The sequence below is a fragment of the Pseudomonas sp. ok266 genome (assembly GCF_900110195.1).
GTDB classification, from domain to species: Bacteria; Pseudomonadota; Gammaproteobacteria; order Pseudomonadales; family Pseudomonadaceae; genus Aquipseudomonas; species Aquipseudomonas neuropathica.
Genome location: NZ_FOCU01000008.1, coordinates 205,390 through 227,884 on the forward strand (window position 1 = coordinate 205,390; position 22,495 = coordinate 227,884).

At 58.8% G+C, this 22,495-nt stretch carries 18 protein-coding genes; 9 read left to right on the forward strand and 9 right to left on the reverse strand.

What is annotated here, in order from left to right; all coding sequences use genetic code 11:
- Positions 1–6 precede the first annotated feature (6 nt).
- Positions 7–174, forward strand: coding sequence for a DUF2474 domain-containing protein (locus BMY54_RS16910; RefSeq protein WP_093434739.1), 168 nt, complete (start codon positions 7–9; stop codon positions 172–174).
- A gap of 72 nt (positions 175–246) precedes the next feature.
- Here the strand turns inward: BMY54_RS16910 and BMY54_RS16915 are convergent, their stop codons facing one another.
- Together BMY54_RS16915 and BMY54_RS16920 are read right to left on the reverse strand one after the other, a co-directional pair.
- Entirely contained in the window at positions 247–1,371 is a 1,125-nt protein-coding gene (locus BMY54_RS16915; protein ID WP_093434742.1) for a methyltransferase, read from the reverse strand.
- 177 nt (positions 1,372–1,548) lie between these two features.
- Complete coding sequence (locus BMY54_RS16920) at positions 1,549–2,262, reverse strand: autoinducer binding domain-containing protein (RefSeq protein ID WP_093434745.1); 714 nt, start codon at positions 2,260–2,262, stop codon at positions 1,549–1,551.
- Positions 2,263–2,584: 322 nt separating this feature from the next.
- Between BMY54_RS16920 and BMY54_RS16925 the strand changes: the two genes are divergently transcribed.
- Positions 2,585–3,361, forward strand: coding sequence for a ferredoxin--NADP reductase (locus BMY54_RS16925; RefSeq protein ID WP_093434748.1), 777 nt, complete (start codon positions 2,585–2,587; stop codon positions 3,359–3,361).
- 46 nt (positions 3,362–3,407) lie between these two features.
- Here the strand turns inward: BMY54_RS16925 and mscL are convergent, their stop codons facing one another.
- Complete coding sequence (gene mscL / locus BMY54_RS16930) at positions 3,408–3,821, reverse strand: large-conductance mechanosensitive channel protein MscL (RefSeq protein ID WP_093434751.1); 414 nt, start codon at positions 3,819–3,821, stop codon at positions 3,408–3,410.
- A gap of 286 nt (positions 3,822–4,107) precedes the next feature.
- Here mscL and katB point away from each other — a divergent pair, with 286 nt between their 5' ends.
- The 3 genes from katB to radA are packed head-to-tail and all read left to right on the forward strand — an operon-like array spanning position 4,108 to position 7,667.
- A complete protein-coding gene (katB, locus tag BMY54_RS16935; RefSeq protein WP_093434754.1) occupies positions 4,108–5,649 on the forward strand; it encodes a catalase KatB in 1,542 nt (513 codons plus the stop codon).
- 59 nt (positions 5,650–5,708) lie between these two features.
- Positions 5,709–6,254, forward strand: a complete 546-nt coding sequence (locus BMY54_RS16940; protein ID WP_093434757.1) for an ankyrin repeat domain-containing protein — start codon at positions 5,709–5,711, stop codon at positions 6,252–6,254.
- Between the two features lie 45 nt (positions 6,255–6,299).
- Entirely contained in the window at positions 6,300–7,667 is a 1,368-nt protein-coding gene (gene radA / locus BMY54_RS16945; protein ID WP_007909773.1) for a DNA repair protein RadA, read from the forward strand.
- Positions 7,668–7,785: 118 nt separating this feature from the next.
- Here radA and BMY54_RS16950 read toward each other — a convergent pair whose 3' ends face one another.
- A complete protein-coding gene (locus BMY54_RS16950; protein WP_093434760.1) occupies positions 7,786–8,154 on the reverse strand; it encodes a PilZ domain-containing protein in 369 nt (122 codons plus the stop codon).
- 159 nt (positions 8,155–8,313) lie between these two features.
- Between BMY54_RS16950 and BMY54_RS16955 the strand changes: the two genes are divergently transcribed.
- From BMY54_RS16955 to yjiA, 3 genes are all read left to right on the forward strand, one after another.
- Positions 8,314–10,380, forward strand: coding sequence for a carbon starvation CstA family protein (locus BMY54_RS16955; RefSeq protein WP_093434763.1), 2,067 nt, complete (start codon positions 8,314–8,316; stop codon positions 10,378–10,380).
- A 15-nt stretch (positions 10,381–10,395) separates the two neighbouring features.
- Positions 10,396–10,593, forward strand: a complete 198-nt coding sequence (locus tag BMY54_RS16960) for a YbdD/YjiX family protein (RefSeq protein ID WP_003228401.1) — start codon at positions 10,396–10,398, stop codon at positions 10,591–10,593.
- A gap of 159 nt (positions 10,594–10,752) precedes the next feature.
- On the forward strand, positions 10,753–11,724 hold the full coding sequence (yjiA, locus tag BMY54_RS16965; protein WP_093434766.1) for a GTPase: 972 nt from the start codon (positions 10,753–10,755) through the stop codon (positions 11,722–11,724).
- A gap of 98 nt (positions 11,725–11,822) precedes the next feature.
- Here the strand turns inward: yjiA and BMY54_RS16970 are convergent, their stop codons facing one another.
- The 5 genes from BMY54_RS16970 to morA all read right to left on the reverse strand — a co-directional run bounded on the left by BMY54_RS16970 (position 11,823) and on the right by morA (position 20,333).
- On the reverse strand, positions 11,823–12,533 hold the full coding sequence (locus BMY54_RS16970) for a GntR family transcriptional regulator (protein WP_093434769.1): 711 nt from the start codon (positions 12,531–12,533) through the stop codon (positions 11,823–11,825).
- An 18-nt stretch (positions 12,534–12,551) separates the two neighbouring features.
- The gene (locus tag BMY54_RS16975; RefSeq protein ID WP_034153832.1) at positions 12,552–13,256 is read right to left on the reverse strand and encodes a FadR/GntR family transcriptional regulator; all 705 of its coding nucleotides are present in this window, start codon (positions 13,254–13,256) and stop codon (positions 12,552–12,554) included.
- 83 nt (positions 13,257–13,339) lie between these two features.
- Positions 13,340–14,653 carry a C4-dicarboxylate transporter DctA gene (locus tag BMY54_RS16980; protein ID WP_093434772.1) on the reverse strand — a complete coding sequence of 438 codons (1,314 nt, stop codon included), beginning with the start codon at positions 14,651–14,653 and terminating at the stop codon, positions 13,340–13,342.
- 337 nt (positions 14,654–14,990) lie between these two features.
- Positions 14,991–16,244 (reverse strand): serine hydroxymethyltransferase, encoded by a 1,254-nt coding sequence (gene glyA / locus BMY54_RS16990; RefSeq protein WP_093434775.1) that lies wholly within the window; start codon positions 16,242–16,244, stop codon positions 14,991–14,993.
- A gap of 240 nt (positions 16,245–16,484) precedes the next feature.
- A complete protein-coding gene (gene morA / locus BMY54_RS16995; protein ID WP_093434777.1) occupies positions 16,485–20,333 on the reverse strand; it encodes a cyclic di-GMP receptor MorA in 3,849 nt (1,282 codons plus the stop codon).
- Positions 20,334–20,618: 285 nt separating this feature from the next.
- Here morA and ettA point away from each other — a divergent pair, with 285 nt between their 5' ends.
- The gene (ettA, locus tag BMY54_RS17000) at positions 20,619–22,283 is read left to right on the forward strand and encodes an energy-dependent translational throttle protein EttA (protein WP_093434780.1); all 1,665 of its coding nucleotides are present in this window, start codon (positions 20,619–20,621) and stop codon (positions 22,281–22,283) included.
- The last annotated feature ends 212 nt before the right edge of the window (positions 22,284–22,495 follow it).

Here is a 22,495-nt window from a genome sequence, read left to right on the forward strand (position 1 = left end):
GAAACAATGACCGGCAAACATTCCCTGCACGACATTGAAGAAGCCGAAAAAAAACCGCTGTGGCAGCGGCTCGGCTGGTTGGCCTTGATCTGGGGCGGTAGCGTCGGTGCGCTGTTTATCGCTGCCAGCCTGATGCGCCTGTTCATGAATGCGGCAGGCCTGACCACACACTGAATCATCCCGTCCCGGCGCCTTCGGGTACGGTTTTGCAACCCTCCTCACGGAGGGTTTTTTTTGCCTTGAGGTTTACTTGCGCGCTTTGAGAATGACGAACTTTGGCGTGGCGGCCACTTGCTCGACGCCGCGGAACAGCCGCGCCAGTTTGCTGTGGTAACCCAGATGACGGTTGCCGACGATGTACAGCGCGCCACCCACTACCAGCGCTTCGCGCGCCTGCTGGAACATGCGCCAGGCGAGGAAATCGCCCACCACCTGCTGCTGATGAAACGGCGGATTGCACAGCACCACGTCCAGCGACTGCGCTTCCTGTCCGGCCAGACCGTCGCCGGCCCGCACGATCACTTCGCGATCGCCCAGCGCTGCGCGCCAGTTTTCGCTAGCCGATTGCACCGCCATGTACGACTCGTCGACCAGCGTGTAGTGCGCATCAGGGTTCTGCAGAGCACTCGCGATTGCCAGTACACCGTTGCCACAGCCCAGATCGGCGACGCGGGCGTTGCCCAGGTTTTTCGGCAGATGCGGCAGGAACGCACGCGTGCCGATGTCCAGGCCTTCGCGACAGAACACGTTGGCGTGGTTGAGCAACTCGATCGGTGGCTCGTCGAGGCGATAGCGTGACGGGTAGGGCGAGACGGCCGGGGCTTTTGCTTCAGGCGTGGCGATCAACAAGCGAGCCTTTTTCACCGCCAGCGAGGCTTGCACCGGACCAATGTAGCGTTCAAGCAGATCACCGGCGGCGCGTGGCAGGTGTTTGACCATGGCCGCTGCGACGACTTCAGCGCCGGGCGCGAGTTGCCCCTGTAAACGGATCAGTTGTTCTTCCAGCAGTGCAAGGGTTTTCGGCACGCGGATCAGCACCCGATCAAAAGGTCCGACCAATGGCTCGCTGGCGGGGATCCCGCGAACAGCGTCGAATGCCTGACCATTGCGCAGCAGGTTTTTTTCCAGCCCCTGGAAACCGAGGAATGAGTCACCGCTGCTACTGACCCTGACCTTGCCTGACAAACTGGCAGCCAAGGCCCCGAAGCTGTCGTTGAGCACCAATACGTGCGTGTCTGCCGCCGGTTGCTGCGCCGCCAGATGGTTGAGCAGGTATTCGTCAGCGGCATCGAAGGCTTGCAGCGGTTCGTTCTGCTGTTCGGGCTGGCGGATCAGGTCGAGTTGGGCAAAGGGCGTATCAAGCAAAGGCATGGGGCGGGAACTCAGGGTAATCAACGGGGTGTTCCACAGCCCTGACATTGTGCTGCGGCACCGACCGAGTGTACTGCAACGCCGAACGTTCACGTCATCACTCAGGAGGGTCGCGAATGGTACGTTTTTTTCTTGGTTATTACCTGCACGTTTTATAGGGGACGCAAGACTGCTTGATTAGATGATGCCGGCTCTGGCGGCCGCGATGACAGCGGAAATCTTGTTGCAGACGTTGAGTTTCTCGATGACGTTCTGCACGTGGTAGTTCACGGTGCGTTCGCTCAGGCTGAGGATTTTCGAAATCTCATAAGCGGTCTTGCCGCCGGCTGATAATTGCAGAACCTCCAGTTCGCGGGGCGACAGGTGCGGTTGGCGGGGCTTGAGAGATTGGGGCGGCAGCGTCCTGGCGAACAGTTCACTCAGGTGACTGGTGGCGTAGAACATATAACCAAAATGTTCATACAACTCCAGAGGACTGATGGGGCAATGCTTGCGCGCCAGGCTGATAATGCTGCACAAACCGCTTTGCTCATGGTGGAACGACTGTGACCAGCCATATTGCAGTCCATATTGCTGCAAACCCTGCCAAAGCTGAGGCTTTTCTGAAAATACCGACTCGCTCCAGACGATGGGCATCATTGAGTGATTACAGTGTGCTATCAGTGGGTCGATTTTACTGTAATGTTTCTGATCATATTGTGCGTTCCATTCTTTGGGGTAGTTGTTGATTTGCAAGGGATTAAGACGTAGTTCCCGATTGGGTGATGTAACCGAAATGGCACAAAAGTTAAAGCCCAGGTTTTCGGCGAATCTCAACAGAATCGTATAAGCAGCGTCTATATCCCTGGCGAAAGTCAGTTGCTTTAACTGCGACTCCTTCCACGTTTCCATTACAGAGTCTCCATTGGTATTGCTGGGGGGGCGCAAAATGGATCCAAAAGATCCGGCACGCAACGGAGTGTAGGACGTTTCATACAAGGGGCATTAAATTTTTTCGATATTGATGGTGGGAATGTTTTTATAAAAAGTTCTTAGCGAATGACGGCGTTTAGTATTCAGGTCGTCATCCTAACTTTCAGTTTTACATTTAAGGTTTCTTGATGAGTTGAGTTTCTATTCATGTAGGTGAATAGCTGAATGCCATTACTCATCGTCGGTGTTTAAGGCGACCAATATGCGCGACACTGGCAGCAATCGTTCAATGGAGTGCCTCATGACCGCCAGTGCCGAGAAATACACCACGCAGACATTGCTTGATGTTCAACCCTTGACCCCAAGCCTGTTTACCTTGCGTACCAGTCGGGATGCAGGGTTCCGTTTCCGCGCCGGGCAGTTTGCCAGGCTCGGTGTGGCCAAAGCCGATGGCAGCATTGTGTGGCGTGCCTATTCGATGGTGTCGTCGCCTTTTGACGAGTTTCTTGAGTTCTTTTCCATTGTCGTGCCGGGCGGGGAGTTCACCAGTGAGCTGAGTCGGCTGCAGGTCGGCGACACCTTGCTGGTGGATCGCCAGGCTTTCGGCTACCTGACGCTGGACCGTTTCGTCGACGGTCGCGATCTGTGGCTGTTATCCACAGGCACCGGGGTAGCGCCGTTTCTGTCGATTTTGCAGGACTTCGAAGTCTGGGAAAAATTCGAGCGAATCATTCTGGTGTACAGCGTGCGCGAGGCGCGGGAGTTGGCCTATCAGGCGTTGATTGCCGGACTCACGCAGCGTGAATACCTCAGCGAACATGCGCACAAATTGCAGTTCATCACGACGGTGACGCGTGAAGCGCATCCTGACGCATTGCACGGGCGCATCACTACCCTGATTGAAAATGGTGAACTGGAGCGCGTCGCGGGTGTGGAGCTGTCGGCGGAGCACTCGCGCGTCATGCTGTGCGGCAATCCACAGATGATCGATGACACCCGCGCGCTGCTGAAAAAACGCCACATGAGCCTCAGCCTGACCCGCCGGCCCGGTCAGGTGGCTGTGGAAAATTACTGGTAAACAAACGGCGCCTCGAAGGCGCCGTTGTTTCTATCGTGCACAGCATTCAGGGCCGGGTGTTCTGGGCCTTGAGCAAGTCGCGGATCTCGCCCAGCAACTCTTCTTCCTTGGTCGGAACCGGTGGCAGGGTAGGGGCCACGGCTTCTTCGCGTTTGAGGCGGTTGATCGCTTTGACACCCATGAAAATGGCGAACGCGACGATCACGAAGTCCAGAATGGTCTGCAGGAATTTGCCGTAGGCCATTACCACTGCAGGCGCATTGCCCTCGGCGGCCTTGAGCGTGACGGCCAGATCACTGAAGTCCACCCCACCGATCAACAGGCCGATTGGCGGCATGATGACGTCACCGACAAATGACGAAACAATCTTGCCGAAGGCAGCACCGATGATGATACCAACGGCCATGTCGACCACATTGCCTTTGACCGCGAAGGCCTTGAACTCGCTAAGCACGCCCATAGTTATTTCCTTGTTACAGATGAGTTTGGTGTACGCAGTGTAAATCAGCAAAACGCGTCCTGCGCGAAACACCTTCTTACAATGCCCGTTTTTATCGACACATCAATTGGCGATTAGTTTGCAAAGTGCCATCAATCGCGCGCGAAATATACGGTAACTCGCTGATCGGAAAGCCAATTTTCTCAATCATGGTGTTACGTTCTTTCTATTTATGTTCAACGCCGCAGGCCTCTAGCCTTGGGTTGGCGCATCTGGATGCGCCCCAAAACAACCAGAGGATCCTGATATGAATTCCGCACTTGGACTGGGGGCTTTTCCCCGTCGCCGCACCCTCGGTGTACTCACCGCCAGCCTGTTGACCTTTTCGGTTAACGCCGCGCCCCTGACCCGCGATAACGGTGCCGCCGTCGGCGACAATCAGAACTCGCAGACCGCCGGTGCCAGCGGCCCGGTGCTGCTGCAGGATGTACAGTTGATTCAGAAGCTGCAGCGCTTCGATCGCGAGCGCATTCCCGAGCGCGTGGTTCACGCCCGCGGCACTGGCGCCCATGGCACGTTCACGGTCACCAACGATCTCAGCGACCTGAGCAAGGCCAAAGTGTTTGCTGCTGGCCAGAGCACACCGGTGTTCGTACGCTTCTCTGCGGTGGTGCACGGTAATCACTCGCCGGAAACCCTGCGCGATCCACGAGGTTTCGCCACCAAGTTCTACACGGCCGACGGCAACTGGGACCTGGTCGGCAACAATTTCCCGACCTTTTTCATCCGTGACGCGATCAAGTTTCCGGACATGGTGCATGCGTTCAAACCGGACCCTCGGACTAACCTAGATGACGATTCGCGCCGATTCGACTTCTTCTCCCATGTACCGGAAGCCACCCGTACCCTGACCGAGTTGTATTCGAACTCGGGAACGCCGGCCAGTTATCGAGAAATGGACGGTAATGGTGTTCATGCTTACAAGTTGATTAACGCCAAGGGTGAAGTCCACTACGTCAAGTTTCACTGGAAGAGCTTGCAGGGACTTAATAACCTCACGCCAAAACAAGTCGCGAACGTCCAGGGTCAAGACTACAGTCATATGACCAATGACCTGGTGAGCAACATTAATAAAGGTAACTTCCCGAAATGGGACTTGTACATTCAAGTGCTGAAACCACAAGATTTGTCCAAGTTTGAATTTGATCCATTAGACGCTACCAAGATCTGGCCAGGTATTCCTGAGCGAAAAGTTGGACAAATGGTGTTGAACCGTAATCCGGCGAATGTCTTCCAGGAAACCGAACAAGTGGCCATGGCGCCAGCCAATGTAGTTCCAGGTATCGAACCTTCCGAAGACCGTTTGTTACAAGGTCGAGTGTTCTCCTATGCCGATACGCAAATGTATCGCCTGGGTGCCAATGCCCTGCAATTGCCGATCAATGCGCCGAAAGTTGCCGTGAACAATGGCAATCAGGATGGCGCAATGAACTTCGGTGCCAGCAACAGCGGTGTGAACTACCAGCCAAGCCGACTGCAACCCCGTGACGAGACACCAAGCGCGCGTTACAGCCAATCGGCGCTATCGGGCAGCACCCAGCAGGCGAAAATCCAGCGTGAGCAGAACTTCAAGCAGGCCGGCGATCTGTATCGCTCGTTCAGCAAGCAAGAACGCCGGGACTTGATCGACAGCTTCGGCGGCTCGCTGGCAACCACCGATGATGAGAGCAAGCACATCATCCTGTCCTTCCTTTATAAGGCCGATCCGGAATATGGCACTGGCGTCACTGAAGTGGCCAAAGGCGACCTGAGCCGGGTCAAGGCGCTGGCAGCGAAACTGGTCGACTGATACCGATGCAGCGCACGCGGGGCCTGAGTCAGGCCCCGTTCCGTTAAAGGAGAATGCTGATGCGAAGCTGTCTTTTATTCTTGGCCGGTTGCCTGTCGTTCGCGGCATGGGCGGCACCGGTCGAGCAGAGTCCCGAGGCAATCCAGGCCCAACTGCGCGACTATTACTTCGATGCGGCCCGACGCGGTGATGTGCCGATGCTCGACACGTTCATCGAGTCCGGCTATTCCCTCGACACCCGCGACAGCAAGGGTTACACCGCGCTGATTCTGGCGGCCTATCACGGTCAGGCTCCGGCCGTGGAGCGTTTACTTGCAGCCGGCGCCGATGCCTGTGCCCAGGATCAACGTGGCAACACCGCGCTGATGGGGGCGATTTTCAAAGGTGAAGTACAGATCGCCCGACGCTTGATGGCCACCGATTGCAGCCCCGATCAGCGCAATGGCGCCGGGCAGACGGCAGCCATGTACGCCGGATTGTTCAAGCGTCTGGAATTGCTCGATGCGCTGAAGGCCAAGGGCGCGGACCTGAATGCCGAAGATCCGTTGGGTAATAGCGCCGCGCGTCTGGCCAGTGGCGAAATCCGTAGTGCGGCGCCGCGCTGATCGGCGGTACGTGCGTTATCATCGCGGTTTTTGTCGGGGGTTCTGATGGCCAAGGCCAAGCGCATGTACGGTTGCACCGAGTGCGGCGCAACCTTTCCCAAGTGGGCGGGCCAGTGCGGCGAGTGCGGCGCCTGGAACACCCTGACCGAGACCATGATCGAAAGCGGCGGCGCCACGGCACCGACCGGCCGCACCGGCTGGGCCGGGCAGCAGGCGCAGATCAAGACCCTGGCCGAAGTCAGCATCGAAGAAATTCCGCGCTTTTCCACAGCGTCCGGTGAGCTGGACCGGGTCCTCGGTGGCGGTCTGGTCGACGGCTCTGTGGTGCTGATCGGCGGTGATCCGGGTATCGGCAAATCGACCATTCTGTTGCAGACATTGTGCAACCTGGCCAAAAGCATGCCGGCTCTCTACGTCACCGGCGAAGAATCCCAACAGCAAGTGGCCATGCGTGCCCGGCGCCTCGGCTTACCGCAGGATCAACTGCGGGTAATGACCGAAACCTGCATCGAAACCATCATCGCCACCGCCCGTCAGGAAAAGCCCAAGGTGATGGTGATCGACTCGATCCAGACGATCTTCACCGAACAGCTGCAATCGGCCCCCGGCGGTGTTTCCCAGGTACGTGAGAGCGCGGCGCTGCTGGTGCGTTATGCAAAACAGAGCGGCACGGCGATTTTTCTCGTCGGCCACGTCACCAAGGAAGGCGCGCTCGCGGGGCCCCGAGTTCTCGAACACATGGTCGACACCGTGCTGTATTTCGAAGGTGAATCCGATGGCCGTTTGCGTTTGCTGCGTGCGGTGAAAAACCGTTTCGGTGCGGTTAACGAACTCGGTGTGTTCGGCATGACCGACAAGGGGTTGAAAGAAGTCTCCAACCCTTCGGCGATTTTTCTCACTCGTGCGCAGGAAGAAGTCCCCGGCAGCGTGGTCATGGCCACGTGGGAAGGCACGCGGCCGATGCTGGTGGAAGTGCAGGCGCTGGTTGATGACAGCCATCTGGCCAATCCGCGTCGGGTGACGCTGGGGCTGGATCAAAACCGTTTGGCGATGTTGCTCGCAGTTTTGCATCGCCATGGCGGCATTCCGACCCATGATCAGGACGTGTTCCTCAACGTGGTGGGTGGCGTGAAGGTGCTGGAAACGGCGTCTGATCTGGCGTTGATGGCGGCGGTGATGTCGAGTCTGCGCAACCGGCCATTGCCGCATGACCTGTTGGTGTTTGGTGAAGTGGGTCTTTCCGGCGAAGTGCGCCCGGTGCCGAGTGGGCAGGAGCGTCTGAAGGAGGCGGCCAAGCATGGCTTCAAGCGGGCGATCGTGCCGAAGGGCAATGCGCCGAAGGAATCGCCTCCGGGTTTGCAGATCATCGCCGTGACCCGCCTCGAACAGGCCCTCGACGCATTGTTTGAGTGAACTCCGAACCTGTGGGAGCGAGCCTGCTCGCGAAGGGGTCGTGTCAGTCGGCAGCATTGCTCAATGACACACCGTCTTCGCGAGCAGGCTCGCTCCCACAGGGGATTTGCAGTGATGGCTAGATTTCGATCAAGGCACCCAGTTCGCGTTCCAGCTCCTGCGGGTCACCCAGGTTGAACTCAATCAAGCGCCGCAGGCGTTCGATGGACTCCAGGCTGATGTGCTTGCAGACGAAGCCGAGCTGGCCATGGTCGTCGTGGGTCAGTTGCACCTCCATCTTGATGCCGACCTCATCGTTGAGATGAATATCGACCAGAAAATGCCGCTCCCGATCACCTAGCCACGGCTCGGGTTTATCGATCAACAGACCCTTGAGCGACAGATCAATCAATTTGACCGGCCAGATGTACTCGCCCTGACTCAATTCAGTCTTGGCATCGAACGCGATACGTTTGAAGCGGCGACGCTCAGCTGGGTGCTCGCTCATGGCGCAATCCTCATGAAGGTTCGCTGACTATAGACCGCGAATGCGGGCGCCAGCCAATCGCTAAAGCGTCTAGACCAATGTCGGGGTATGGCCTTTGGCGCCGTAAGCGCTAAACTCGGGGTGGCTGTCTTTCTTGTCCACCCTGGCTGGAATAATAAAATGAAAAATAATAATAGCCTGCTACGCCACTTACCCTGGCTAGTGCTGGCAATCGTAGGAGCGTGCGCCCTTGGCGTAGTGGCATTGCGCCGCGGCGAGGCAATCAACGCCTTGTGGATCGTGGTCGCCGCTGTGGCCATTTATCTGGTTGCGTACCGTTACTACAGTCTGTTCATCGCCAACAATGTGATGCAACTGGACCCGCGTCGGGCAACCCCCGCCGTGCTCAACAACGACGGTCTGGACTATGTGCCGACCAACAAACACATTCTTTTCGGTCACCACTTCGCCGCGATCGCGGGCGCCGGACCTTTGGTCGGCCCGGTGCTGGCCGCGCAGATGGGCTACTTGCCCGGCACGCTCTGGCTGATTGCCGGCGTGGTGCTGGCGGGCGCGGTGCAGGACTTCATGGTGTTGTTCATGTCGACCCGGCGCAACGGCCGTTCCCTGGGCGACATGGTGCGTGAAGAAATGGGCCGCGTGCCCGGCACCATCGCCCTGTTCGGCTGCTTCCTGATCATGATCATCATCCTCGCGGTGCTGGCGCTGATCGTGGTTAAAGCGTTGGCCGAGAGCCCGTGGGGCATCTTCACCGTAATGGCGACCATTCCGATCGCGATGTTCATGGGCATTTACATGCGCTACATCCGCCCGGGCCGCATCGGCGAAATCTCCGTGGTCGGCGTGTTGCTGCTGCTCGGGTCGATCTGGCTCGGTGGTCAGATCGCCGCTGATCCGGTGTGGGCCAAGGCCTTCACCTTCACCGGCGTGCAGATTACCTGGATGCTGGTCGGTTACGGTTTCGTCGCTGCATCGCTGCCGGTTTGGCTGATTCTGGCACCGCGCGACTATCTGTCGACGTTCCTGAAAATCGGCACCATCGTCGCCCTGGCGATCGGTATTCTGATCACCATGCCCGAGCTGAAAATGCCGGCGCTGACCCAGTTCGTCGACGGCACTGGCCCGGTGTGGAAGGGCGGTCTGTTCCCGTTCCTGTTCATCACCATCGCCTGCGGCGCGGTATCCGGTTTCCACGCGCTGATTTCTTCGGGCACCACGCCGAAGCTGCTGGATAACGAAACCAACGCCCGTTATATCGGCTACGGCGGCATGCTGATGGAATCGTTCGTGGCAATCATGGCAATGGTTGCCGCGTCGGTGATCGAGCCTGGCGTGTACTTCGCCATGAACAGCCCGGCTGCTGTGGTCGGCAGTGATGTCGCATCGGTTGCGCAAGTGGTTTCCAGCTGGGGCTTCGCGATCACGCCCGAAGCGCTGCAAGCCGTGGCGCATGACATTGGTGAAACCACCATCCTGGCCCGTGCCGGTGGTGCGCCGACCCTGGCGGTCGGTATCGCGCAGATTCTGCACAGTGTCCTGCCGGGTGAAAACACCATGGCGTTCTGGTACCACTTCGCGATCCTGTTTGAAGCGCTGTTCATCCTCACCGCTGTCGACGCCGGCACCCGTGCCGGGCGCTTCATGCTGCAGGATCTGCTCGGTTCTTTCGTGCCGGCGCTGAGACGCACCGAGTCGTGGACTGCCAACCTGATCGCCACCGCAGGTTGTGTGGCGATGTGGGGCTGGTTGCTGTACCAAGGCGTGATCGATCCGTTGGGCGGCATCAATACCTTGTGGCCATTGTTCGGTATCTCCAACCAGATGCTGGCCGGTATTGCGCTGATGCTCGGCACCGTGGTGCTGATCAAGATGAAGCGCCAGCGCTACATCTGGGTCACCCTGCTGCCGGCCACCTGGCTGCTGATCTGCACCACGACCGCTGGCTTCATCAAGCTGTTCGATGCCAACCCGGCGATCGGCTTCCTGTCGCTGGCCAAGAAATACAGCGATGCGCTGGCCAATGGTCAGGTGCTGGCACCCGCAAAAAGCGTCGAGCAGATGCAGCACGTGATCTTCAACGCTTATACCAACGCAACGCTTACCGCGCTGTTCCTGTTCGTGGTCTTCAGCATCCTGTTCTATGCGCTCAAGGTCGGCATCGCCGCCTGGGGCAAGAAAGAGCGTACGGATAAAGAATCGCCATTCCAGGCCCTGCCGGATGCGTAACCAGAGGATTGCACCATGTTCAATGACCTGAGTCGCCTCGGTAAATACCTCGGTCAGGCCGCGCGTCTGATGGTCGGCATGCCCGACTACGACACCTACGTCGAGCATATGCAAACCAAGCACCCGGACAAACCGGTGATGAGCTACGAGATGTTCTTTCGCGAACGTCAGGAAGCCCGTTACGGTGGCAAGGGTGGGCCGAAGTGCTGTTGAGCTGACAGCGCAAGGTTGAGGTAATCCCTGTGGGAGCGAGCCTGCTCGCGAATACGGAATGTCAGTTGATGAATAATTTGACTGGCACACCGCTTTCGCGAGCAAGCTCGCTCCCACATTTGTTTTTGTGTTGTTCATTCATTTGAAGGAGATCGAGTTTTGTCCTCTCCCATCCCGGTCACGGTACTCAGCGGTTTCCTCGGTGCCGGCAAGACCACCTTGCTGCGCCATATCCTCAAAGCCGAGCACGGCCTGAAAATCGCCGTGATCGAAAACGAATTCAGCGACGCTGGCATCGACACTCAGTTGCTCGGTGACGAACCGGTGCAAGTCATGACCCTGGCCAACGGCTGCGTGTGCTGCACCATTCACACAGACCTGACCAAAGCGCTGTACCTGCTGCTGGAGCGGCTGGACAGCGGCGAGATTGCGTTCGATCGTCTGGTCATCGAGTGCACAGGCCTGGCCGATCCGGCACCCGTGGCGCAGACCTTTTTCATCGATGAGGAATTGCGCGAGCGCTACCTGCTCGACGGCATCATCACCCTGGTCGATGCCGCCCACGCCGACGTACACCTGACCCAGACCATCGCCCAGGCGCAGATCGGTTTTGCCGACCGCTTGTTGGTGAGCAAGACCGATCTGGTCGACGAAGCCACGTTCAACGCGCTGAGCGAACGGCTGACACGGATCAACCGCCGGGCGCCGATTCGTGTAGTCGAGCACGGCACCATTGATCTGGCAGAACTTCTTGATGTGCGCGGTTTCAACCTCAACGCCGATCTCGGCGGCGGATTGAGCCTGCGCCCGGTGAGCAAGGCGCCGTCGATTGATCGTATTTCCAGTCTGGTATTGCGCACCGATCAGCCGCTGGATATCGATCAGCTCAGCGAGTTCATGAATGAATTGCTCGAAGAACACGGTAAGCAATTGTTGCGTTACAAAGGCGTGCTGAACATCGCGGGTGAGGATCGGCGCCTAGTGTTTCAGGGGGTGTTGAAGCTTTATGGTTTTGACTGGGATACCGAATGGGCCGAGGGTGAGGCGCGGGAAAGTGTGATTGTTTTTATTGCCGATGATTTGCCGGAAGAGACGATTCGGGCGGGGTTTGCCAGAGTGGCTTCTGCCTGATGGGCTTTCGGTGCCCGTAATGACGCCATCGCGAGCAGGCTCACTCCTACAGGGGAACGCATTTCAAATGTAGGAGTGAGCCTGCTCGCGATAGCTATCTAACCGACAGCACAATGCTCAAGGTCTGAACCGAGCAGTGCCTGTTCAAGAAGATCCAAATGCCGATTCATCAGCATCCCGGCCTTGGAAGCATCGCCTCGCTCTACTGCTTCCAGCAACGCCAAATGCTCCTTCCATGCGCAACAGCTATGCGTCTGGCCCTCACTTCGCGCAATCGCCAGTGACGTCAGCGGCACCAGACTGCCAAGAAAATGCGCCAGTGGTGCATTCCCCGCCATTTGCGCCAATTGCAGATGAAACTCCCCGGACAAGCGAATCGCCGCACCCCGCCGATCCTGCTCGACCGCTTGACGTTCGCGCTCGATCAGCGTGCGAAGGTGCTTCAAATCGTCTGCCTGCGGACGCTGACAGGCCAGACGCACCAGCGTGCTCTCGGTCAGCCGCCGCGCATGCAGGGCCTGCCGCGTTTGTTCCCGATCAGGTGCCGCCACCCGCGGCCGGTGATTGGCGCGCAAGACAATGACGTGCTCATGGGACAGTTGGGTCAGCACCCGGCGCACGTCGGCGCGACTGGCGCCGAACATCTCTTTCAAACTGTCCTCGGTAAAACGGCTGGCCGAATCGATGCGCTGTTCCAGAATCGCATCGAACAGCCGCGGATACAGATCCTCCGCCGGTGTGCGCAGGCGGGAGAAGGGCAGGGGGGCAGTAGTCGATCGGGTTGGCGACGGTGAGGCGAAACTGTTCATGACCGGTCTCCCATTGGATCAGCGACTCAAGTTGTCTTCCGGAATATTCAGCTCAATGCCCATGCGCTGGCCTTCGCGCAAAATGTGCCGACGCATTTCGGCGCTGGCCTGGGCGCTGTTCTTGCTGCGGATCGCGCGGACTACGGCTTCGTTTTCTTCCAGGCGTTCCGCCAGATGTTCAGGGGAATTGCGCAGCACCTCGGCGCTCTGCTTGAGCGCATTGCTGGTTTGCTGCACCACACTCTGGAAGATCGGATTCGAGGTCAGGGTGAACAGCTCTTCGTGGAAGGCGATGTAGGCGCTGACCCCGGCTTCACTGTCGCCGGCTTCGAGGGCTTCGCGCATGTCCATCAGGGTCAGGCGCAACTGGCCGACTTCCTTGCTGCTGATCGATTGTGCGACCAGACCGACAATGAACGGCTCAAGGGTGTAGCGCAGTTGCAGCACGTCTTCGAGGCTGGCGCCGGCCACCGCGCTGTCGTGGCTCTGGCTGTCGCTCAGTTGTGCGTCGAGGACGACCACGCCTTTGCCCGGCATCGAACGCACCAGACCAAGGGTTTCCAGGACGATCACCGCTTCACGCAGGCTCGGGCGGCTGATACCCAGTTGTTCGGCCAGTTCGCGCTGACCCGGCAGCATGTCGCCGGAGCGCCACTGCCCACGGGCCAATGCGGCGCGGAGTTTTTCTACGACTGAGTTGACGACGGTTGATGTGGTAATCACTTGTCTTGCTCCATGTGCCTGCGAGGGCCGCCGCAAATTCGATCAAAAGATCGCCGCTTGCGGCAGCGCCTGCAGGGTTGAAATCAGAACTCCTGCTGGTGCGCCGGAGTTGCTGTTTTACGCGGCTGAAAGGTGTAGCCCTGCTGGCCGCTGAGTACTTTGTTGGCTCGCTGTACATCAATGTCTTTTTCCCAACGGGCGATCGCCACCGTGGCGACGCAGTTGCCGATGAGATTGGTGAGTGCCCGGCCGATGCCCATGAACCAGTCCACCGCCAACACCAACACCAGACCGACCACCGGAATAGCCGGGATCGCGGTCAGCGTCGCTGCGAGAATCACCAGTGCCGAACCGGGAATCCCGTGGGCTCCTTTCGAGGTGATCAGCGACACCAGCAAAATGGTCAGCAAATCGGTCATGGCCAGCGGCGTGCCGGTGGCGTTGGCAATGAACACAATGGCCAAAGTCAGGTAGATCGAGAAACCATCGAGGTTGAACGAGTAGCCGGTCGGAATCACCAGACCCACGGTCGAGCTGCCAATGCCGAGGTGTTCGAGTTTGCGCATGATCTGTGGCAGCACGGCGTCGGACGATGCCGTGCCCATGACGATCAGCAGTTCTTCACGCAGATACTTCAACAGCGGCCACATGCGCAGGCCGGAAGCACGCATCACCAGACCGAGAATCACGCTGACGAATGCGATGCAGGTCAGGTAGAACAAACCGACCAGACTGCCCAGGTGTTGCAGCGAATCAAGGCCATATTTGCTGGTGGTGAAGGCGATGGCGCCGAACACGCCGATCGGTGCCAGACGCACGATCATGCCCATGATGCGGAAGATCACATGGCTGAGTTCGTTGATCAGTCGGGAAATCCCGGAGGCCGCTTCACCGACCAGATTCAACGCGCTGCCGAACAGCACCGAAAACAGCAGCACTTGCAGGATGTTGTTGTCGGCGAAGGCGCCGATCACCGAGGTTGGGATCAGGTCCATCAGGAACTGCGTGGTGGTGTGCATGTGCTGGCCGCGTTCGGCGAGATCGCCCATATCGGCGGCGGACAATTGCTCGAGATGGATATTCGCGCCGCTGCCGATGCCGGTGCTGAAGGCGAAGACCAGGCCGATCACCAGCGCGATGGTGGTCAGGACTTCGAAGTAGATCACCGATTTAAGGCCGATGCGCCCGACCTTCTTCAGATCGCCGGCGCCGCTGATGCCGCTGACCACCACGCAGAACACGATGAGGCCGATGAGCATCTTGATCAGTTTGATGAAACCGTCGCCGAGCGGTTTGAGCTGGGCCGAGTATTCAGGAAGGGTCAGCCCGCAGACGATGCCGAGCATCAGTCCGAGAACCACTTGGAGGAAGATTGAACGCGAGCACCATCTGAGCATGGGAGGAATCCTGGTCGGTGTCCTGGCTGCCGTGCGCTTGAACGCATCAGATTCAGGACTTAATTATTGTGGTCTTACCGGTATGTCCAGTGCGGGTGCAGTCTACGCTCGGTTTTTTTGGGATGACAAGTGAAAATATCAAAATTGGCATGACCGGTCTGACCAGTGGCCAAAACCACGTGTAGGAGCTGCCGAAAGCTGCGATCTTTTGATCTCGTTTTTAAGACCCAGATCAAAGGATCGCAGCCTTCGGCAGCTCCCACACGGGAAATCAGGGGCGAAAAAAAACCGGCCAATCACTTGGCCGGTTTTTCATGCTGCGGGGTTAACGTCGCAATTAAGCGCCGTATACCGGCAGTTTCTTGCAGATGGCTTTGACTTTCTCACGAACGGCGTCGATCACCGCTTCGTTGTTCAGGTCAGCCAGGATGTCGCAGATCCAGCCAGCCAGCTCTTTGCACTCGGCTTGCTTGAAGCCGCGAGTGGTCACAGCCGGAGTACCGAAGCGCAGGCCGGACGTGACGAACGGCGAGCGTGGATCGTTTGGCACGGAGTTCTTGTTCACGGTGATGAACGCTTTGCCCAGCGCGGCGTCGGCGTCTTTACCGGAGATGTCCTGCTTGATCAGCGACAGCAGGAACAGGTGGTTCTTGGTACCGCCCGACACTACGTCGAAACCGCGCTCGATGAACACTTCGGCCATGGCCTGGGCGTTCAGCACCACTTGTTCCTGGTAGGCCTTGAACTCAGGCTGCAGCGCTTCCTTGAAGCAGATCGCTTTAGCGGCGATCACGTGCTCCAGCGGGCCACCCTGGGCGCCCGGGAATACCGCGGAGTTCAGCTTCTTCTCGATCTCGGCGTTGGCGCGAGCCAGGATCAGGCCGCCACGTGGACCGCGCAGGGTCTTGTGGGTGGTGGTGGTCACGACGTCAGCGAAAGGCACCGGGTTCGGGTAAACGCCAGCGGCAACCAGACCGGCTACGTGAGCCATGTCGACGAACAGGTAAGCACCGACTTTGTCGGCGATGGCGCGGAAGCGTGGGAAGTCGAGAATCTGCGAGTAGGCAGAGAAACCGGCCACGATCATTTTCGGCTTGTGCTCAACCGCCAGACGCTCGACTTCGTCGTAGTCGATCAGGCCGTTGGCGTCGATGCCGTACTGTACGGCGTTGTACAGCTTGCCGGAGGAGGAAACGCTGGCGCCGTGGGTCAGGTGACCACCGTGGGCCAGGCTCATGCCCAGAATGGTGTCGCCACCTTGCAGCAGGGCCAGGTAAACGGCAGCGTTGGCTTGCGAACCGGCGTGCGGCTGAACGTTGGCGTAATCGGCGCCGAACAGTTCCTTGGCGCGGTCGATGGCCAGTTGCTCAACAACGTCAACGTACTCGCAACCACCGTAGTAACGCTTGCCTGGGTAGCCTTCAGCGTACTTGTTGGTCAGGACCGAGCCTTGAGCTTCCATCACCGCTGGGCTGGTGTAGTTTTCCGAAGCGATCAGCTCAATGTGTTCTTCCTGGCGCTGAGCTTCTTGCTCCATGGCGGCAAAAAGGTCGGCGTCGTACTTGGCAATAGTCAAATCACGGCTGAACATGGCGGTCCTCAAGGATCGGGGGCAGAAAAGGGGGGCATTCTAACCCAATGGGTTTTGGATGGCATATGAAACGACATCATGTCGCAGACAAGTGGCGTTCATGACAGATGTGCGGTGCTTTTGAAGGCCTCTTCGCGAGCAAGCTCGCTCCCACAGTAACCGAGGTGCTCTTGCGATTTCCTGACCGACATCAATCCCTTGTGGGAGCGAGCCTGCTCGCGAAGGGCGCGCCGCAGATCTTCAGTCGAACATGAACAGTGCATCATTGCTGAACTGCGCCTCAAACCGTCCCGCCGGCATCGGTCGGCCGAACAGATACCCCTGAACCTCATCGCAACCATGCTCACGCAAGAAGTCCAGTTGCTCATGGGTTTCCACGCCCTCGGCGATCACCGCCAGATTCAGGCTATGCGCCATGGCGATGATCGCCCGGGCGATCTGCGCGTCCTGCTCACCGGACGGCAAACCATCGACAAAGGTGCGGTCAATCTTCAACACGTCGATCGGGAATTGTTTTAGGTAGTTCAGCGATGAGTAACCGGTGCCGAAGTCGTCGACCGCAATGCTCAGGCCAAGGTTTTTCAGCCCGGCGAGAATCTGCATCGCTTCGCTGACTTCGCGCATCAGGATACTTTCGGTCAGCTCCAGCTCCAGACACGCCGGTGGCAGGCCGGTTTCACGCAGGATTGTGGCGATCCGCGTGCCGAGTTGGCCATCGGAAAATTGCCGCGCCGAGATGTTCACCGACACCTTCGGCACACGCACACGATTCTGGTGCCAGGTCTTCAGCTGACGGCACGCCTCGCTGATCACCCAGTCGCCGACGTCCACCACCAGACCCAGCTCTTCCAGCACCGGAATGAAATCCCCCGGCGGCACCAGGCCACGGCGCGGATGGCGCCAGCGCAACAGCGCTTCGGCGCCGGTCAGGCGTTTGCCGTCACCGCTGAATTGCGGTTGGTAATACAGGACGAATTCGTTCTGTTCCAAGGCGTGGCGCAAATCGCTTTCCAGTTCCAGACGCTCCAGCGCACTGGCGTTCATGTCGGCCTGATAGAACTGGAAGTTGTTCTTGCCGCGCTCCTTGGCGTGGTACATCGCGGTGTCGGCGTTCTTCATCAACTGGCTGAGTTCATTGCCGTCCTGTGGACTCAGGGCAATGCCGATACTGGCCGTGACAAAGAACTCGCGACCTTCGAGCACGAATGGCCGCACCAGGCTGCCAAGGATCTGCTCGGCCACATGAATCGCCCGGTTCAGCGCCAGTTCGCGGCTGGAGCGATGTTGCAGCAGCAAAGTGAATTCGTCGCCGCCCATGCGCGCCACGGTGTCGTCATCGTCGACGCAGGCCAGCAGGCGAGTGGCCATGTCTTTCAACATGCGATCGCCAGCGGCGTGACCGAGGGAGTCGTTGATCGGTTTGAAACGGTCGAGGTCGAGGAACATCAGCACCACCCACGACTTCTGCCGCTCGGCCGATTGCAGCGCGGTGTGCAGACGATCCTGGAACAGCGTGCGGTTCGGCAAGTGGGTCAGGGCGTCGTAGTAGGCGAGGCGGTGAATCCGCTGCTCGCTGGCCTTGCGTTCGCTGATATCGCTGAAGAAGCACACGTAACTGGCCAGATCGCCTTCGTCGTCGAGCACCGCGGTGATGCCGACCCACGCCGGGTAATGCTCGCCGTTACGGCGCTTGAGCCAGACTTCGCCTTCCCAGGTGCTGTGTTGATGCAATTGTTTGAGCACGTAGCGCAGGTGCGCGTCCTGCTGCTCATCAACGGTGAGCATGTTCGGCAATTGGTCGAGCACTTCGCTCACGGCATAACCGCTGACGCGACTGAAGGCTTCGTTGGCTTGCACGATGTAACCGGCCGGGTCGGTAATCAGGATCGCCGAGGTCGAGTGTTCGAAAACCGTGGCGGCCATGCGCAGGTCTTTCTCGGCGCGGCGCTGCTGACTGATGTCGCGACCGACACCAAGGACGCCTTCAAACGCACCATGTTCGTCCCACACCAGCACCAGACGCAGCTCGATCGGGATCTTGCGGCCATCGGCGCGCAGGCAGTCGAACAGGAACAATTGCGTCTGTACCTGGTTGCGCAACACCGCCAGTTGCTCGGGTTTGTCCAGCGCCTTGCTGACGCGATCCATCAGCGTGTAGATGCCGCTCAGTTGTTGCGGGTTGGCGATAGTCGATTGCCAGCCGTTCTGGAAAATCCACTCGGCGTCATAACCCAGCACGGCCTGCACCGACGGGCTGACGTAGTTCAGCGAGAGCTTGCTGTCGGTGGAGAAAATCACGTCGCTGATGCTTTCGGCGAGCATGCGGTAGCGCTGCTCGCTGTCGCGCAGGGATTCGCTGGCTTCGATCTGTTCGGTGATGTCCTTGGCCACGCCGATGATCCGCGTGACCTGATCGTGTTTGTCCCGTGCCAGTGCCTGTTCGCGAATATCGAAACGCCGCCATTTGCCGTCGCGATGGCGGAAACGCAACTGGCACTGGAGCAACTGACTGTAACCGGCGTGGCGCTGCATCTGCCGCGAGCGATGGTAGTAGTCGGCATCTTCCGGGTGCAGCAGGATCTCCCAGAAATACTCACCCATCTGGTGCAATTCGGTGCGGTTGTAGCCGAGGGTCTGACCGAGGTGGTGGTTGCTGAAAATCATCCGCTGGCTGATCACGTCCTGCACATACAGATGATCCGGCACGGTGCGCACCACGTCCGACCAGAAGCCTTCGCGTTCGAGCAACGACAGTTCGATCAGCTTGCGGCTGGTGATGTCGTTGATGCTGAGGATCACCGCTTTGTAGTCGTGTTGCTCGGTGGGCAGGCGCAATACCATCCACAGATGTTGGTCGCGGCCGTTGATGTCCGGCAGTTTGATTTCCAGTTCCAGCTGCTTTTGTTGCTGCAACACGGCGTCGAGCACTTGATTGCCGATGGCGCACTGGCGGTGCGGATGGCCGTCGATCAACAGCTGCCAGGCGTGCTCGCAGGAGTTGACGTTAAGCAGTTGCAGCGCGACCTGGTTGACCTCGGTGACGCGCAATTCCTGCAACAGTTGCTGGCGTTGCGCCGGTTGGTCGAGCCAGGCCTTGAGCTGGTCGCTGGTCTGGATCTGCGCCTTGTCGAAGACCTGCTTCAGACCGGACAGGTCCAGCACACAGAGGGCCACGCCAGTGCCTTCGAAGATGTCCTGATAACGCCGGCGACCCTCATGCAACTGGCGCTGGCGCCGGCGCATGTTGAGCAGGGCAATCACCGGCAACATCGAGAACGCCAGGCCCAGCAGGCATTTGCCGATGAACGCCGGCAGCAGTTCTTCGAGCACACGCTGGCGGTCAAACAGACCACGCAACTGCCAGTCGCTGCTGCTCAGCGGCACGGTCAACACCGTGTTGGCCATGTCGTCCGGACTCAAGACGCCAGCCTTGGCCGAGGGCTGCGCTTCGTCACGGCTGATGATCTGATGATTGAGGCGGTTTTCCACCAGCCACAATGGGCGGATGCCGGTTTCGCCCTGTTTGGTCAGCGAGTCGAAGAACGTCGGCGTCAGGCGCAATGCCCAATAACCGCGCGTGCTGCCGCTGGCCTGATGCAATAACAGATGCACCACAGAACCGTCGTCGGCGTTGCTGAAGTAATGCGCCTGTGCACGGCTGCGGCGTACCAGTTCGGTGAGGTAGCTGGCGTCGTGGCTGTTGTCGTCACTGTCGCTGATGATTTTGCCGGAAGGGGTGAGCAGGGCCAGGCTGCGCAGGTCAGGCAAGGATTGCTGGAGCTTGCGCAATAGCACCTGCTGTTCGTCGGCTGATTGCGGTTGTTCGACGATCGGTAGCAGATTGAGGGCGATTTGCGCGTTCAGCGCCATGTTCAGGCTGACCTGCGCGGCGAGGTCGGCGGTGTAATCGATGGTGTACTGACGCTGGTTTTTCTGGGTTTCGCGCAGTTGATCGAGCAGTTGCCAGAACAGCAACGCCAGCAATAAAAGCACGAGCGTCGCCAGCGCACCCTTTAATGTACCGCGCAGGGACGAGCCGGGCGCCGGTGGGGTGCTGCTCACAGAAGCTGGCGGAGTGACATTGGACAAGCTGTGATCCTGCGATTTGGCTGGACTGGCGCGACGTGCACTATAAGCCGGACGCCCAAAGGGCGGCTAGCATGCCTTGAGTCGTGGCGAAGTGCCAGCCCCGCGCGGCTGGACTGCCACCGGTCATTAAGGTAGCTTTGCCGGTTACGCGGGAGCGTTCCAGCTCCTAGACTCAGACTTTTTCAGCGCGCACGCATTGATAACCATCAAGTGAACGACGCGCATGGTCTGGCCGGGCTTCGCCTGCGCTGCAATCATTCATCTGTCACTGACCCAAGGTTCTCCATGGCTCAATACGTCTTCACCATGCATCGGCTGGGCAAAGTTGTTCCGCCGAAGCGGGAAATTCTCAAAAACATTTCGCTGTCGTTCTTCCCCGGCGCCAAGATCGGTGTACTCGGCCTCAACGGTTCGGGTAAGTCCACGCTGCTGAAAATCATGGCTGGCGTCGACACCGAGTTCGAGGGCGAAGCCCGTCCGATGCCGGACCTGAACATCGGTTATCTGCCGCAAGAGCCACAACTTGATCCGACCAAGACCGTGCGTGAAGTGGTCGAGGAAGCGGTCAGCGTGATCAAGGATGCGCAAGCGCGTCTGGACGAGGTCTACGCCGCTTACGCCGATCCGGATGCCGACTTCGACAAGCTGGCCGCCGAGCAAGCCAAACTCGAAGCGATCCTGCAGGCCAGCGATGGTCACAACCTTGAGCGTCAACTGGAAGTCGCCGCCGATGCGCTGCGTCTGCCGGCCTGGGACGCCAAAGTAGAACACCTGTCCGGTGGTGAAAAGCGTCGTGTGGCCCTGTGCCGTCTGCTGCTGTCCGCGCCGGACATGCTGCTGCTCGACGAACCGACCAACCACTTGGACGCCGACTCGGTGGCGTGGCTGGAGCACTTCCTCCACGACTTCCCGGGCACTGTGGTAGCGATCACGCACGACCGTTACTTCCTCGATAACGTCGCTGGCTGGATTCTCGAACTCGACCGCGGCGCGGGCATTCCATACGAAGGCAACTACTCCGGTTGGCTTGAAGCCAAGTCCGATCGTCTGGCCGCTGAATCCAAGCAGCAGTCGGCTCACGAAAAAGCCATGAAAGAAGAACTGGAGTGGGTGCGCAAAGGCGCGAAAGCCCGCCAGTCGAAATCCAAGGCGCGTCTGCAACGCTTCGAAGAAATGCAATCGCAGGAATTCCAGAAGCGCAGCGAAACCAACGAGATCTACATCCCGGCCGGTCCGCGCCTGGGCGACAAGGTCATCGAATTCAAGAACGTCACCAAGGGCTACGGCGACCGCGTGCTGATCGACAACCTGTCGTTCTCGATGCCGAAAGGCGCCATTGTCGGCGTGATCGGCGGTAACGGTGCCGGTAAGTCGACCCTGTTCCGCATGCTGATGGGCAAGGAACAACCGGATTCGGGCAGCATCGAAGTCGGTGAAACCGTGCAACTGGCCTGCGTTGACCAGAGCCGTGATGACCTGGATGGCAGCAAGACTGTATTCCAGCAAATCTCCGACGGTTCCGACCAGATCCGCATCGGCAACTACGAGATCCCGTCGCGTACCTACGTCGGTCGTTTCAACTTCAAGGGCGGCGATCAGCAGAAGTTCGTCAAGGATCTGTCCGGTGGTGAGCGCGGTCGTCTGCACCTGGCGCTGACCCTGAAGGAGGGCGGCAACGTCCTGCTGCTCGACGAACCGTCCAACGACCTCGACGTGGAAACCCTGCGTTCCCTGGAAGAAGCCCTGCTGGACTTCCCGGGCGCTGCCATTGTGATCTCTCACGATCGGTGGTTCCTTGACCGCGTGGCGACGCACATCCTGGCGTACGAAGACGATTCGCAGGCGATCTTCTTCGAAGGCAACTACACCGAGTACGAAGCGGATCGTAAAAAGCGTCTCGGCGAAGCGGCTGCTCAGCCACACCGGGTACGTCACAAGAAACTGGCCTGATATCGGGTTGGTGGCATAAAAGAGCGGAGCCTTCGGGCTCCGTTTTTTTTTGTGTTTTTCAGGTTTAACCGAGTCGAACCCTTCGCGAGCAAGCTCGCTCCCACAGGGGAACGCATTTCAAATGTGGGAGCGAGCTTGCTCGCGAAGGGGCTGTAACTGTTGGTGCATGACGTGAATCTAATCTCACCATTAGCGTGCAAAGCAGGTCAAAA